General features: G+C 58.1%; 12 protein-coding genes and 1 pseudogene. 6 read left to right on the top strand and 7 right to left on the bottom strand.

Annotated features, from left to right (window positions below; genetic code table 11):
* Positions 1 to 217 precede the first annotated feature (217 nt).
* From H7847_RS02335 to H7847_RS02325, 3 genes are read left to right on the top strand one after another with little or no spacing between them, the layout of a single operon-like run.
* Positions 218 to 673, top strand: a complete 456-nt coding sequence (locus H7847_RS02335) for a CopD family protein (protein WP_227267781.1) — start codon at positions 218 to 220, stop codon at positions 671 to 673.
* Entirely contained in the window at positions 670 to 2,061 is a 1,392-nt protein-coding gene (locus tag H7847_RS02330) for a multicopper oxidase family protein (RefSeq protein ID WP_227267780.1), read from the top strand. The genes H7847_RS02335 and H7847_RS02330 overlap by 4 nt, the downstream gene beginning before the upstream one ends.
* A 34-nt stretch (positions 2,062 to 2,095) precedes the next feature.
* Positions 2,096 to 2,344 (top strand): hypothetical protein, encoded by a 249-nt coding sequence (locus tag H7847_RS02325; protein ID WP_227267779.1) that lies wholly within the window; start codon positions 2,096 to 2,098, stop codon positions 2,342 to 2,344.
* Between the two features lie 68 nt (positions 2,345 to 2,412).
* Here the strand turns inward: H7847_RS02325 and H7847_RS02320 are convergent, their stop codons facing one another.
* Entirely contained in the window at positions 2,413 to 3,084 is a 672-nt protein-coding gene (locus H7847_RS02320; RefSeq protein WP_227267778.1) for a CPBP family glutamic-type intramembrane protease, read from the bottom strand.
* A gap of 507 nt (positions 3,085 to 3,591) precedes the next feature.
* Between H7847_RS02320 and H7847_RS02315 the strand changes: the two genes are divergently transcribed.
* Positions 3,592 to 4,413 (top strand): hypothetical protein, encoded by an 822-nt coding sequence (locus tag H7847_RS02315; protein WP_227267777.1) that lies wholly within the window; start codon positions 3,592 to 3,594, stop codon positions 4,411 to 4,413.
* Positions 4,414 to 4,507: 94 nt separating this feature from the next.
* Here the strand turns inward: H7847_RS02315 and H7847_RS02310 are convergent, their stop codons facing one another.
* The 3 genes from H7847_RS02310 to H7847_RS02300 form a co-directional block, all read right to left on the bottom strand.
* A complete protein-coding gene (locus H7847_RS02310; RefSeq protein WP_227267776.1) occupies positions 4,508 to 5,431 on the bottom strand; it encodes a LysR family transcriptional regulator in 924 nt (307 codons plus the stop codon).
* A 93-nt stretch (positions 5,432 to 5,524) separates the two neighbouring features.
* Positions 5,525 to 7,150, bottom strand: coding sequence for a BCCT family transporter (locus tag H7847_RS02305; protein WP_227267775.1), 1,626 nt, complete (start codon positions 7,148 to 7,150; stop codon positions 5,525 to 5,527).
* Positions 7,151 to 7,191: 41 nt separating this feature from the next.
* Complete coding sequence (locus tag H7847_RS02300) at positions 7,192 to 7,806, bottom strand: hypothetical protein (protein ID WP_227267774.1); 615 nt, start codon at positions 7,804 to 7,806, stop codon at positions 7,192 to 7,194.
* Positions 7,807 to 7,959: 153 nt separating this feature from the next.
* Between H7847_RS02300 and H7847_RS02295 the strand changes: the two genes are divergently transcribed.
* Complete coding sequence (locus tag H7847_RS02295; protein ID WP_227267773.1) at positions 7,960 to 9,201, top strand: winged helix-turn-helix domain-containing protein; 1,242 nt, start codon at positions 7,960 to 7,962, stop codon at positions 9,199 to 9,201.
* 657 nt (positions 9,202 to 9,858) lie between these two features.
* Here the strand turns inward: H7847_RS02295 and H7847_RS02290 are convergent.
* Together H7847_RS02290 and H7847_RS02285 are read right to left on the bottom strand one after the other, a co-directional pair.
* Complete coding sequence (locus H7847_RS02290; protein WP_227267772.1) at positions 9,859 to 10,749, bottom strand: serine hydrolase domain-containing protein; 891 nt, start codon at positions 10,747 to 10,749, stop codon at positions 9,859 to 9,861.
* A 235-nt stretch (positions 10,750 to 10,984) separates the two neighbouring features.
* Entirely contained in the window at positions 10,985 to 12,310 is a 1,326-nt protein-coding gene (locus H7847_RS02285) for an IS1182 family transposase (protein ID WP_227267771.1), read from the bottom strand.
* A 109-nt stretch (positions 12,311 to 12,419) separates the two neighbouring features.
* On the opposite strand from H7847_RS02285, the gene H7847_RS02280 reads away from it, so the two are divergent.
* Positions 12,420 to 12,962 (top strand): DJ-1/PfpI family protein, encoded by a 543-nt coding sequence (locus H7847_RS02280; RefSeq protein WP_227267770.1) that lies wholly within the window; start codon positions 12,420 to 12,422, stop codon positions 12,960 to 12,962.
* Between the two features lie 301 nt (positions 12,963 to 13,263).
* Here H7847_RS02280 and H7847_RS02275 read toward each other — a convergent pair.
* Positions 13,264 to 14,319, bottom strand: a pseudogene (locus H7847_RS02275) (IS3 family transposase); the annotation flags it as partial.

Here is a 14,319-nt window from a genome sequence, read left to right as displayed (position 1 = left end):
AGGCACGCGCAAGGCGGCACCTGCACATATCCCGCTGGGCGCATTGGCAGAGATCAAGGTGGGGGAGGCGAAGCGACAACATGCAGCCCGTCAGAATGTTCACCGCGCCCCCCCGAATCTGTCAATCGGGCGCTACAAGGTGTAATGGCGCGGACTGGCAGATGAGGGCCACCCGATGCAAGGCGCGTTTTCCTTCGAAGTGACCGAGTAGCCGATAATGCTGGACGCGCTCGTATCGGCGAACGGCATCACTTGGCTGTCAATCTGCGTCAAGGCAATGGTTTATGCGACCACGCTTTGGGTTGTCGCAGGTCTCTTTCTCGCCGGGCTTGCAACCCTGATGTTTTTGACGGAAGATATTTTTAAAGCAGATGCAAATTCCTACACGCAGTTCTTCATGATAAAGCTTGTCCTTTTCGCCGCCGTGCTGGGATTGGCAGCCCGGAACAAGCTGCAGCTGACCCCCGCCCTGCGACAGCGCGCGCCTGGTGCCGCAGCACGTATGGGCCGCGCTTTGCGGATTGAGGCGGCCTTTCTTTTCGCAGTTCTCCTCGTCACGGCAGCGCTCAGCACCGTCAGTGCCCCGAACCGGGCAAGCGGAACTGCAACAACCGACAGGGCCCACCCGCCGGTTGTCCATCTTCACATCATCACCCGGGAGGGGCGAGCATGAGACACGTAACACGCAGGCAGTTTTCCGGAGGGTTGACAGCCCTGGCCGGCGCGTCGGCATTGCATCCGATGACCGCCAAGGCAAGCAATCCGGTCGATCTGATCGCCCGACCGGGATCTGTGCAATTGGCACCCGCGTCCTACCCGGAAACGCCAATCTGGGGCTATGACGGTGACGTTCCCGGCCCGGTGATCCGCGCAGTTCAGGGCACGCGGATCACGCGGCGGTTTGTCAATCGGTTAGCCCAGCCCTCCAGCGTCCACTGGCACGGGATACGGATCGCCAATGCCATGGACGGGGTAGCGGGTCTGACCCAACCCGCAGTCGCGCCAGACGACAGTTTTCTCTATGACTTCACGGTGCCTGACGCGGGCACCTACTGGTATCACCCGCACAATCGTAGCTGGGAGCAGATGGCCCGGGGTTTATACGGGGCACTGATCGTTGAGGAACCCCAAGACGGGCCCGAGGTCGACGCTGACGAGGTTCTGCTGATCGATGACTGGCGTCTGAACGATGACGCCCAGATTGCCGGTGGTTTTGGCAGCATGATGGACTGGGCCCATGCCGGACGGATCGGCAACTGGATCACAGTGAACGGCGCGGCCGCTTGGTCGCGCCCGACCCCGCGCCATGCCCGTATGCGCCTGCGGCTTGTGAATACTGCCAATGCACGCATTTTTTCCCTTCAATCGCAAGGTCTGGAGGGGTGGGTTATAGCCCTTGATGGTATGCCGCTGGAGGTCCCTCGCCCCCTGGTCAAGCTCACCCTTGCCCCCGCACAGCGCGCTGATCTCATCGTGGATGTTACGGCCAAGGAAGGCGCCGAAGCTTTTCTGATCAGCCAAGAGCGTGACGGCGGCTACGCGCTTGCCAGTTTCCCCGTGACCGGGGCCGCCCGCACCGTCAGACTTGAACGCCCCGACGCTCTGCCCGGCAATCCGGTCACCCCACTTGGGCCTTTGGACGGGGCGCGACAAGCCACGCTCATCATGGAAGGTGGCGCCATGGGAGGCATGCGCGGTGACATGATGGACGGGCGCATGACGGGCATGCGCGAGATGGCCGCCGTCGGCAAGGTCTGGGCCTTCAACGGGATGGCTGACATGCCAGAGACACCGCTGGTCGAAGCCAAACGCGGCGAGACGGTGCGCATCACACTGCGAAACGAAACCGCCTGGCCGCACGCCATGCACCTGCACGGAAATCACTTCCGGCAGATCGGCGCGGATGGATCGCGAGGACCGTTGCGCGATACGCTGCTGATGGACCGGAACGAAACAGCCGAGATCGCTTTCGTTGCGGATAACCCGGGGGACTGGCTGCTGCACTGTCATATGCTGGAGCACTCGGCCGGCGGAATGATGACCTGGCTCAGAGTGAGCTGACGAAAGCCTGCGGCAAAATCAAGACACTGCAAGGATGACAGCAATGATGGCAGGATCAACCCGCATTCTGTCATCGCTGCAGGTCAGGCTTTCACCACCGCACTGCGGTTGTCTCTCCTTTGTTTCTGCAATTTCTTTCACAGGTTCCACTTCTGTCGGAAAATCGCAACACCAAGTTCACGGTTTTGATCTGGTATCGGTGAGTTTTCCCTTAAAATGCGCCATCAAGGATTTCGCATCCGAACGCGCCCCGATCAAATTCGCGACCGGATTTCCTCAATAGATCTCTTGCACGAACCGACTGACATAATTCCGCGGACGATATTGACCGGCCGCACCTTGGGACGTCCGTCAATTCTGGAGGGATTGGAAAAAGGGAATAAACGCCGCCGCGTTCACCAAGGCATGACTGACAGCCGGCCAGCCAACCGATCCGCTCACCCTTGTGAGCTTTAGCCAGATAAACCCCATCGCGAAGGCCCCGCCAAGCAAACCAATTGCACCGAAATCGTATGATACACCTGCATAATACAACAAGGGAACGTGCCAAAGCGTGAACATCAACAGGCCCACACCTTCAAAACCGAAGCTTCCAAATGAATTCGATCTATAAGGCCGCCGCCACGCAAACTCTTCCAAGGGGCCATTGATCGCCCCCACCAAGATGGCCAAAACGACGAATTCGACGTGTCCGGACACAGCATGACCTGTTCCCGCAGCCCAGAAAACAAGGACCGGCAGCGCCAAGGCACCCGCAATCACAAACCACCGGGCCCCCGAAAGCCTCGCTGACACCGGTGGGCTCTTTCCAGCGAAAAGGATGGCCGCAGGAATACAATAGCAGATCCAATAGATCGCCAGAATTGCGACGTAGCCATAGGGAAACGCGATGGTCTGCGAGAGGGGCGGAACGACAAAAGACATCAATATGAAGAGAGCACCACCAAACGCCAGGAGCCTGATTTGCTTGGGGTGAAGCGGGCCTTGCCCGAAAAGTCCTCCGGTAGGTTCAAACCTGGTCAATTGATTGCTGCTCCGAACTCAATACCTGCCCCTGCAAAACGTTTTGATCCCCGCGCCTTTCATGCACGCAAGACATTGGCTGTGGATCTATAGTCCAACGCTGAAGGTTCAACCGCAAGCCAAGTCCGGGATGCACCCCTGCTCACCGGTTTCGACATTCAAACTCTGAAGCCAGTGTCTGTCATGCCGACGCGCGACAGCGGCTGCGGCGATCCTTTCAACCGCACCCATGACCGTGAGGAAGCAACAAACTCCAAATTGTACCGGAAAGCTTTCGCAGTCTGAAGGATCCGGCCTGCAGGGATCTCCTTCACCAAATCGGGGTGCAACGCAGGGCGATCCAAGAAAAGAATTCGTGTCATACGCGAACTTTCCTCGTTTGTTTGTTTCGGCGACGACGGGCTAGAAAATGACTGAGCGGTACCTCTTTGCCAACGCCATGTGCGGTTGGTCCGGAAATGAGCCGCCCGGAAAACATTTAGAACCTTGATCGCAGGAGAAGTCATTATGAAGTTTGTTTACAGACCAATGATCGGACTGGCCGTTGGGCTTTTTTCCGCCAGTACAACGGCGTGGGCGGCAACGATCTCTTTGGATGGGGATATGGTCAGATTCAGCGGCCAATTGTCCTGGACACCGGGTTCCGAGACCCAGCCTGCGCGAGAACGGACCGATTACCAGATCAGCATTCCCGTTGCCGGCTCCCCTTTCGATCCCAACTTTGCACCACCCCCCCCGGTTCGTGACCAGCCAACACCGCCGGTGATTGGCCGCGACGTCATGGTCTCTGCCGGGGCGCCCAATACGGAGAGCATCACGAATGAAGGCACTGTCAACGTGCAGATGGTCGACTACGACGGGGACGAGATCCAATGGCCCTCGCGCAGCAGCGGTGTATTCAACCCACAGCCAGTCCTCAACGACCAGTTTGCCTGGCTGAATACGCTTGAGACCGTCACACCGGCCAATGAGGGGACGACGGTTCAGACCTTCTTCAATTTCTTCGTGAACTTCAGCGACGACTACAGCCAGATTGAATCGATTGCCGCCACCTACGAGGCCGAGTCGTCGCTCTTCGTACCGATTCCAGGCGGCGATCCCATCGTGACCTTTGTGACCAACAACTGGCTTGGGGCTGACATCCTCGACACCCCAGTCAATGTCGCCGATGTGTTGGGCGGCGGTCCAGTGGGGCCGGGGCCTGGTGAGCCCCCGGTTGGGCCAACAGTAATCCCACTGCCCCCTGCAGCAGCACTGATGATCGGCGGATTGGGGCTTCTGGGTCTGCTGCGGCGGCGCCGAACGAAATATCTCTCCCCAGAGACTTAACGAGTGAAATGGTTTAACATCTTTGCGGTTCCCTCACCTGAATGAGGGGACCGCGCGATTGATGGGGCGACAATCTGCCAATAGCTTGCGTCGGTTAAGTCCCCGTTTTGCGCTGCACCGGCGGCGCGTCATTGAGGCAGGAAAATTCCGCTACCGCATCCCGCAGGATCGACACGAATGTGAGGACCACCTCGCAGGTTTCCTCGCACTCCCGGTAACCCAGCACCAGATCGACGGAGGAGGTGCCGCCCCCTGCCACGTCGAGCTTGCAGAGTTTCCGCGCCGCGATGTCTTCCTGCACCAGATGCAGGGGCAGCCAGGCGTACCCATCCCCCTCAAGCAGCAGTTCCTTGGCGCGCCAGAAATGTGTGGTGTTCCACTGCCTGCTGTTGGACAGAGCATGCTCCTGATGCGCAAAGTCCCGCACAATGATCTGCCGGTGCCACATCAGATCCTGGGGGCGGATACGGGACCGACCCACCAGCTTGTGCTGAGGGGCGGCGACATAGAGAAATGGCACCGGCCCCAGCGTTTCGACCGCCTCCATCCGGGCGGAGCCCACATCAATCGCAATGCGAACATGGCCCTTGGAAAGCAGATCCTCGGCGGCCTTTCCCTCTATGTCATGAAACTCGAAGCTCAGATCAGGGTAGAGCTGCGACACGTCCTCCATGATTCCGAGCAAGACGTTGGTGGGAAAGGCTGTCGTGACCGCGATGGCAAGCTTACCCTGCCCTTCCTCACATTCCATGCATGTCAGGTTGCACAGGCTTTCCGCTTTCCGCGCGTCCTCCAGCACGGTGCGCGCATGGGGCAGCAACAGCTTTCCGACCCGCGTGATCCGGGCTTCGCGCTCATGGATGGAGAAAAGCTGGTGGCCCAGCGTATCTTCCATCTTCCGAACCGAATGGGCGATGGCAGACTGCGTCTTGTTCAGGTCCTCAGCCGCCTTTCGGAAGTTGCCCTGTTCTTCGGTGGCGACGAAGGCCTGCCATTGGCTGAGTGAAATTCTAAGCATAACCAAACTCCTCTTTGAGCCTAAAAGTAGTTAACGTCGGCATTTCATTGGGGCATCGGGCGCGCCCAGATCGGGCAGCTCCCGCCCCGCTTTTCACCGACGCGCCGGACAGGCGCGACGGCGGGTCTCAAAAACAATTGAAAGTATCGTGCTGATGCCGGACAGAGCAATGATAAATGAAAACGGCAGGGCCCCGATGATCATTGCATCGCGGATCGAACCGGTCCCGCCTGCCGCAACGAGACATCCGATCATCACCGTCATAACCCCGCCCCAGAGCCAGATATGAGAGGGCACGCGGCGTGTTTCATCGCCCGCCGCCGAGATCGTGTTGATCGCAATCATCGCAGCGCTGAGGGTCGTGACAAGCAAAAGCAAAAGCAGCAGCGTGACCAGCGCATTCCAGACGGTCGCAAGCGCCGGGGGCGCCACCTGCCGGATGGTCTCATAGATCTGGGCGGAAATCGGAACCTCCATCAAATCCGTCATGGCATCCAGATCCAGTTGCACATCCAAAGCGGCGCCTCCCACATAGGCAAACCAGACCGTGCAAATCCCCACCGGTGTGAACATGCAGCCCAGGATGAATGTCCGCAGGCTGCGCCCGCGCGAGACCCTTGCCAGAAACAGGGCGACAAAGGGCGCAAAGGCGATCCACCATGTCCAGTAAAAGATCGTCCAGTCCGTCTGCCAGGCGACCATCTCGGTGCTGTTCCGGTTCTGATCTGATGCTGCCAGGAAAACCGAGGCTTGCGGCAGGCTGATGATGTAGGTCCAGACGGACTGACCAAACCGCCCCAGGCTGCTGTGGAACTCGCCCACGAGCACGAAACAGGTTAAGACCACGAAAAAGAGCCATGCCGCGAGGACCGATAGCCATCTGATCCCACCCAAAATGACCGACCCCGTCGCGATCACCCCAACGAGTCCCAGGGCGGCCAGTTGCCAGATCAGCGCGGGTCGCCCCGCGTCGCAGACCAGCACAGAAAGACCCGTCACGCTGTGGGCGCCCGAAACGAACTGGGCAACGCCGTAGCCAAGGGTCGTCGCGATGCCGACAACGATGGCGAAAATCGAGAATATGTCGACGCAGTTGCCGATCAGCCCCCCGTAGGATTTGCCCAGCAGGGGCCCCAGCGCGGTTCGGACGGTCAGGGGCATCCCGTACCGATAGCTGTAAAGCGCAATCGCCAGCCCCAGCACGGTGTAACACGCCCATGCCGACAACCCCCAATGCAGGTAGGTGTAGGCCAGCGCGACTGAGGCGTTGGCCTCGGAATGGGCCTCTACCGTGCCGTTGATGACCTGCGGATTCATCGCAAAATGCGCAAGCGGTTCGCTGACAGAGTAGATCAGCACACCCGCACCGATCCCGGCACAGAACATCATCGACAGCCAGGAGCCGACCGAAAACTGGGGTGTTTCGGTGTCTTTGCCCAGGCGGAGCCGGCCTGCGATCGGCAGGGCTGCAACACCGAGGCAAAAGACCACAAATCCACCCGTGGCATAGACGAACCACCCGCGGAACAGGTCGAGCATCAGAGACTTGCCGCTCGCCAGGGCGGCCATCGCACATTCAGGTCGCAGGACAATCCAAAAGATCAGTGCCATTGCAGACCCCAGCGCCCCCAAAGTCACCGACCGATTGAACCCCCGATAAAACCCCGATGACGCCTTGGCGATCACGCGGTCAGACAGACCGTCTGGAGAAAAACTCATACCATTTACACTCTTCACAACTTGCGGCCCGGGACCGCTGTTTAGGACCTGTCGTGCCGGATACTGTCGTCTAGGAGGACCCGCCCCCCTTGTATTGCGCCCAGGATGCGGCCCTGGGCCTGCTGCTGCCTTTCCCGGGTCTCGCCGGTAGCGCGCAGATGCGCTTCCCAGAGCACAAAGCCCACCTGCCGGTCGATGGCGAAAAACCACCCAAACAACCGGCCCGGATAAGACCGGAACCTCGAGATACCAAGCCTGCGCACATCCGCGACAATTGCCCGTACACGCGGCTTCAGCCCCTGCTGAACGCGTCGCCGTTGCCAGCCGTGCTCTGCATCGGCAATGGCCGCATCGACCTGTGGTTCGCGGGAATGACAGACCCGGTTCAGCCCTGACTGGCGCACCAGCCAGCGCAGATGCCCCTCGGCCGAGGTGGCCCGGATCGTGCCGCAGGCGCTGGTGGCGCAATTGCGCGGATCGGACCATGTCGCCACCCAATCGGAGCGATCAAACGCCAACCTGTCAGGCAGGGTCTCAAGGGACCGCACCGGACTGGGCGGGCTTGGACGCTGGGTGCGCAGCGTGTTCTTGTCCCGCCATGCGCTGGGGTTGATCGTCGCGCGGGCACGGGAAAGAACATAAAAAAATCGCGCCATCAAGCCTCCTGTCGACCTCGGCGCCATCAATGTTTTGAAGGCAGCGTATCGTCGGGTAAATTAAAGTCTCAATAGCCAAAGCATGACGTCACAGGATGCGCTGATCCTGAACGTTTTCTCCTATTTTTCTGATGTTTTTCGAAAGGTACTGCCATGGATGCCGCCCGAAACACCTCAATCAACCGCCTGGTCATTGGCCCGTGGACCTTCGATGTGGCGCTGCGTCGGTTGTCCTGTGGCAAAGATCGGGTCACGCTTAGGCCGAAAACCGCCGCCCTGCTGGAAATCCTCGCACAGGTTGCGCCGCAGCCCGTTTCCCGCGATGACCTGCTGACAAGCGTCTGGCCGGATGTCTATGTCGGCGATGAAAGTCTGACCCGCGCGGTGGCCGAACTGCGCCGGGCCTTTGGCCAATCCGGACGTGGCAGCGGCCCGATTCAGACCGTGCAGAAGACAGGCTATCGCCTCGCCCTCTCCGCCATCGCTGGCACACCCCAAACACAGAGCACCACGCGACTGGACAACGATCACTCACTGAACGTCATCGAGGCGCGGCTCACCTGTGATGAGGCCCGAATGATCCGCGAGAAATCTGGAGAATGGGCCGCGAACAGGGCCCTCGAGCTCTGTGTCGAGGCGGCGAAGATGGTGCCTGACTTCGCCCTGATCCAGGCTGAATATGCACTCAGCGCGGCAGATTGCCGGCTTTATGCGCCCGAAGGGTTCGATGATCTCCAACATGCCGTCGCCGCTGCGGATCGGGCCATTGAGCTGCGGCCCGACCTTGCCACCGGACATATGGCGCGCGGCGCGCTGTGCGATGCCGCAGGGGACATGGCAGGCGCGTGCCGCAATTTTTCGCAGGCCATTCTGCTGGATCCGAAAGATCCGGAATGTCACCTGCTCCTGGCCCGCGCCCTTTATGCGGGCGGCGATATGGCGAGGGCAGCACGGGTTGCAAAGGTTGCGGCCGCACTCAAGCCCCACGATTACCGCCCGCACTATCTCGCCGCTGGCGCGCGTGCGGCAAATGGTGACATTGCGGGGAGTATCCGGGCTGCGCAACAGGGACTTGCCCGTCTGGCGCGATACGACCTGCAGGATCCTGCGGAGCTGCGGGCGCAGAATATCAAAAGCTCGATGCTGGCGCGTGCCGGTCGCCGTTCCGATGCGATCGAGGCGCTGGAGCAATATGAGAAAGACGGCGGGCGCGTCACCTACTACAACGTTGCGACGCTGGGCTGGCTTGGTGAAGTCAGTGCCGGCTTTGAGCGTCTGGAACAAGCCATCGACGGCGGTTTTCGCAACATCAGATGGGCCCGGCGCGACCCGGCGCTCGCATCCCTGCGGCGTGACCGTCGTTTTGAAAAACTGCTGGGCGCATTTGGGGCATGACAGGGTCCAGGAGCTGCTCGTGCTGGCGGCAGCGGACTGTCCTAACCGGCGAAGCTGCCCGCAGGTATGGTTGGGAACCAGCGGATCGGATATGGCCGTCAAGCAGCAAAAGCCAGAGGAGATGGGGCAAAGGTACGGCCGCTTGTGGGGCTTTGCAGGCAGGGTGTGCCGCTTTGATTTAAACCGCCAGGTCCGTCTGGAGCAGGCCAATCGATCTCACCGTCCGCACGCGCGATCTGTCCTCATATTGACACTTTGTGAGGCGATAGCCTGCCGCCGAAGCATAAAGAAGCGCGCGTATTCCCTTTTTGCCAATGGTTTGTGTCCACGAACTTTTTAGCGATTTTGGCGCTCACCGCCGCTTGGACAAAAAGGACTGATTCTGTTGAAAAACTCGTAAGTCTAACAATGGCATTTTTCTGCCAGAAACCGTTGCAGCAGCCAAATTGGAACTGAGTGTCCGGTTAGGCCTCTGAGAGCCTCAGATATTGCCAACTCTGGTCTTAGGCCGACCCCCTCGACGAATTTCCAGAACGGCTTTCTATGGGCAAGTTTTTCAGCTATTTCCACGATAACCAGAGTTTTTCAACAAAATCGACTCTTTGTGCCGCATAGGTATTGGCAGGGGGTTTATGTCCGTTGTGTGGGACGAACCCATCACTGTCGATTTGCTAGTTCTGCGGCGGCAAACTCCGCCACCCCTTCATCTGTCCCACCTGTGAAACAGGCAATCGTCATCGGATCGGCTAGGTCAGGATAGTGATAGACTGCATTTACGCTGAATGGTCCTCCGCCAGAATGTCCGACAGCTCGTCCCGCCCCGCTAATCTCACCGGACATCAGACCCAAGGCATACCCGCATTCTGCCCATGGGCGACCGGGAATGGCACCACCGAGCGACCGTCTGTGCAGCATCTCCGCCAGCGTGTCCGATCTAAGCAAATCATCTGAGAAGAGAACATGCAGCAAGCGTGATGCGTCCGAAGCCGATCCAATTAGACAGCCATGGTATACCCACCCCGGATCATAGCCAGTTGCAGCATCCCAATGCAGTGCAGCCGATTGTTCAAGACTGTCCCAAAACGTGACGCTTTCCAAACCCAACGGCTTGCAAATCATATCGGAAATGGCATCACCAAGAGGCTTTCCCGTTTTCTGTTCGATCAAACCTCGTGTGAGCAGATAACCGATGTTGGAATATGACCAACCGTCACCCGGCGCGAACAGCATGCCTTGCGCCAGCGTTGCATCAAGCAACTGTTCGTGCGACCAAGGTTCATCTGCTCGCGCAACAGCCGCGTGGTATTCTCTGAGTGACCCATAGTCAGGGAGGCCAGAAGTATGACCGAGTAGCTGGCGAAGCGTGAATGGTTGATCTTCGAGCAACGCATCTAAAGTCAAGACTTGTGCTTCGACCAACTTGAGTGCGCAGATCGCAATCGCGGTTTTTGAAAAGCTCCAGTAAGGGAAACGCGCACCTTTGTCGCCGTCCCCGCCTTCGCAACCGGACGTAGAAATCCAATGCGTCCTTATTTCTTGATCACTCATCCTAGCAGAGTCTGTGATCCCCGGAGCCTTGTCAATTTGCGCACAAACCCGATCTCAGGGTCGGCGAAGTATCTGCCAAAACTCATACGTTTGTGTCACCGGCGCAAACGACGGATTTAGGTGAAAAACTCGCCATACCAGATGTTGTGTTTGGGCTAGCCATGGCTTCCCGACCCGCTTTGAATGCGGGCAAAGCTAGTGTTTTTGGCTGGTCGTGTGGGGATGGCTGTGCCCCTCAACTTGGAACCATTTTGGCAAGACGTTTTAGGTTCTGTGCGGTCGCTGCGAGGAGAAATTCTTCTTTGGCTCCTTTGAGGCCTCTGAGGCCGAGATGTCGTTTCAAGTGGGCGAACAACATCTCGACTTTCTTCCGTCGTCGTCGGCTCTCATCGTTTTGCCATGTGTGTTTCAGATCGCGGACGGTCTGGCGCGCATCTTCATCCATGTGCCGCGTGACCGTTCGGAATGGCGCGTCGGTGCAAGCCTTTCGGATCGGACATGCGCCACAGGTTTCCTTGCTGGCGAAGTAGCTTTTGATCCGGTCGGCTTTCTTGATCCGCCGCAATGGCATCTCGTGCCCCTCAAGACAGGTAAAGCTGTACCGTTCTGCATCACACTGGAAGTGGCTGATGTCGTATTTGCCATTCGTTTGATGCTTACGGTCCAGCACGGGAATGTGCGGCGTGACATTGCGTTTGAGCAGCCATGCCAGAAAGGAGCCCGTGCCGTATGATCCGTCCGCCGCGATCCGGTCGGGCTGAAAGTCATGCTGTTTCGCACTGCGTTCCAGCATTGTTTTGGTTGCAATGATTTCTTGTGAAAGGCGCGCGGGCGTTGCCTCGACATCCATGATGATCCCGTGATCGGTGTCGATCAGGTAGTTAGTCTCATAGCTGAAGCGCCCGGGCCCGTCTTTCAGAGACCAGGCGGCCTCTGGATCAGTCTCTGACAGGTATTTGGGCGGCTTCTTCTTTGGTCCGGGCGGTGCTGTCTCATCTGTATCGGCCAGCTTGGCCAGATACTCTGCTACGGGGCGTTGCACTTGTTCCTTGCCGGACCACAGCTTCTCAATCTCCTGCGGCGCATCCTTGCGATCCATATTGGCATCCGCTTTGATAGCGCTGCCATCGATGGCGGCGTCAGCCCCGCCGACAAAGCCGAAACCCACACATTTCTCGACAACACTTTCGAACAGACTGCGCATGATGTCGCCATCTGCAAAACGGCCGTGCCGGTTCTTCGAGAACGTCGAGCGGTCTCGCACACGGCCCTCCAGCCCCAACTTGCAGAACCACCGATATGCCAGATTGAGGTGCACTTCTTCGACCAGCCGCCGTTCGGATCGGATGCCATAAAGATACCCGACCAGCAGCATGCGCAGCATCAGCTCGGGATCGACGGACGGGCGGCCCGTGTGTCTGTAAAGGTCAGCCAGCTCATGTCGAATGGCGTCAAAGTCCAGCAACCAGTCAATCCGGCGCAGCAGGTGATCTTGGGGGACGTGATCCGCGATCCGGAACTGATAAAACAGGTTTTCCTGTGTTTCCAACCGTCCCATCATCGCCTGATCCTCCCTACAGATGTAGCTAGTGAATCAATCATTTGCTGGTGGATCAAGCGCCTGAGCACCGATAGCATGCGATAAATGAGAAGGTATTTGAGGGACCGCTATGCGACGTGTTGGAGCGTTGATTTTTCCAGGCTTTGAGCTGCTCGGTCTGTACGGGCCGCTTGAGATGTTCGGGCTGCTCAAAGATGATTTCGACCTCCAGCTGGTTGCAGAGACCTTCGAACCCGTTTCAAGTAATCAGCAGGTGCGCGCTAACCCGGACGTGACGTTCAAAGATGCAGCTCAATTCGATGTCTTGGTCGTTCCCGGAGGCATGGGAACGCGCCGCGAGGTGAATAACACGGCTCTCTTGGATTGGATTAAGACCGCGTCAGAACCGGCGGAGTATGTCTTGAGCGTGTGCACTGGCAGTCTGCTACTTGCAGGCGCGGGCCTTTTGGATGGACGGCGTGCAACGACAAACAAGGCGGCATTCACCACAATCGCGGATCAATACCCCAAAGTTGATTGGGTGAAACAAGCTCGATGGGTCGAAGACGGCAAGTTCATAACCTCATCCGGCGTCTCAGCCGGGGCGGATATGGCTCTGGGAGCTATCGCGCTCATGCACGATCACGAGACAGCCGAAAAGGTTGCAATTTGAAGCGAATACGACTGGCACAAAGACAAAGACTGGGACCCGTTCGCGAAGGCCCATGGCCTCGTCAGATAAGGGTCGAGTTTTTCACCAGTATCGACCGTTTGTGCTGCGTAAGTTCTGACAGGGGTTTGTGTCCTACAGCTGTCGCTCACGATATACGCGACAAGTGCGGAGTATCCGTTTGCCAATAACGTGCCAATGCTAATATTTCAGCAGAAATAAACTGTACGTGTCCGTCGTCAGGGTTTTTGGGACCGATGGCGGTCTAAACTAAGAGAGAGTTTGGCTCATCTTGTTGGTTTGATTATGCAGCGTGCTGGCGGTGATGCAAGCGGCGGACCTTGAGTGTCTTCCGTTTGATCCTTTCGCGTTGTCTCAGAATGGCTTTGTCACGCCCTAAGTAGACGTCAGCGGGTGTGACGTTGTTGATGCTCTCGTGATAGCGCCGGTGATTGTAGTGGTCGACGAAGGCAGCGATCTGGGCTTCAAGATCGCCGGGCAGAAAGTATTTTTCAAGCAAAATGCGGTTTTTCAACGTTTGGTGCCAACGCTCGATCTTGCCCTGCGTTTGGGGATGATATGGCGCGCCGCGCGCGTTCTTCATGCCTTTGTCTTTCAACCATACGGCCAAGTCGCCCGAGACGTAACTTGAACCGTTGTCGCTGAGCAGCCGCGGCTTATGAGCGACGTGAACCTGATCGCAGCCCGATGCCTGCAACGCGAGTTCCAGCGTGTCCGTCACGTCTTCGGCCCGCATGTTTGTGCAAAGCTTCCATGAGACGATGTAGCGGCTGTAATCATCGAGGACTGTACTGAGATAGAACCAGCCCCATCCCAACACTTTGATATAGGTGAAGTCCGTTTGCCCGCTGCCCGGCAGTCGCCGCTTGCGGCGATGAGAGGGGGAGTTGGTTGATGGCTGTTGTTTTGTCTTTGAACTCATTGGCTGCCTTGAGCACGATGAAGGCGGGACTGGTGATCAGGTCATGCGCCTTGAGCGTGCGATAGACGGTGGCTTCCGAGACAAAGTAGCGTTCTTGATCCGTGAACGTCACCGCCAGCTCGCGCGGTGACAGTTCCGTCTCCTGCAGCGCCAGCTTGACGACCTTATGCTTCACTTCTGTTGGCACACGGTTCCAGACGTGCTTTGGATTGGGAGATTGATCTTCAAGGCCAGCCTCACCCCGCTGCAAATACCGATCATACCAGCGATAGAACGTCGTCCGGGGGATGCCCAGTTTTGCCAATGTCCGACGGGCAGATAGATGGCTTTCCTCGACCAGCCGGATGATCTCAAGCTTTTCTGATGCAGGGTACCTCATTCGTGGTCGCCCCCACCGTCGAACATGCTTTTTTTGAG

The organism is Roseobacter weihaiensis (assembly GCF_020622345.1).
Lineage (GTDB): Bacteria > Pseudomonadota > Alphaproteobacteria > Rhodobacterales > Rhodobacteraceae > Roseobacter > Roseobacter weihaiensis.
Note: the sequence above shows the minus strand (reverse complement) of the source record. Positions and strands in the feature narration are given on the sequence as shown.

Excerpts from the sequence above, each read along its gene's own strand:
- H7847_RS02335 (WP_227267781.1), top strand. The coding sequence starts at position 218 with ATGCTGGACGCGCTCGTATCGGCGAACGGCATCACTTGGCTGTCAATC.
- H7847_RS02330 (WP_227267780.1), top strand. The coding sequence starts at position 670 with ATGAGACACGTAACACGCAGGCAGTTTTCCGGAGGGTTGACAGCCCTG.
- H7847_RS02325 (WP_227267779.1), top strand. The coding sequence starts at position 2,096 with ATGACAGCAATGATGGCAGGATCAACCCGCATTCTGTCATCGCTGCAG.
- H7847_RS02315 (WP_227267777.1), top strand. The coding sequence starts at position 3,592 with ATGAAGTTTGTTTACAGACCAATGATCGGACTGGCCGTTGGGCTTTTT.
- H7847_RS02310 (WP_227267776.1), bottom strand. The coding sequence starts at position 5,431 with ATGCTTAGAATTTCACTCAGCCAATGGCAGGCCTTCGTCGCCACCGAA.
- H7847_RS02305 (WP_227267775.1), bottom strand. The coding sequence starts at position 7,150 with ATGAGTTTTTCTCCAGACGGTCTGTCTGACCGCGTGATCGCCAAGGCG.
- H7847_RS02300 (WP_227267774.1), bottom strand. The coding sequence starts at position 7,806 with ATGGCGCGATTTTTTTATGTTCTTTCCCGTGCCCGCGCGACGATCAAC.
- H7847_RS02295 (WP_227267773.1), top strand. The coding sequence starts at position 7,960 with ATGGATGCCGCCCGAAACACCTCAATCAACCGCCTGGTCATTGGCCCG.
- H7847_RS02290 (WP_227267772.1), bottom strand. The coding sequence starts at position 10,749 with ATGAGTGATCAAGAAATAAGGACGCATTGGATTTCTACGTCCGGTTGC.
- H7847_RS02285 (WP_227267771.1), bottom strand. The coding sequence starts at position 12,310 with ATGATGGGACGGTTGGAAACACAGGAAAACCTGTTTTATCAGTTCCGG.
- H7847_RS02280 (WP_227267770.1), top strand. The coding sequence starts at position 12,420 with ATGCGACGTGTTGGAGCGTTGATTTTTCCAGGCTTTGAGCTGCTCGGT.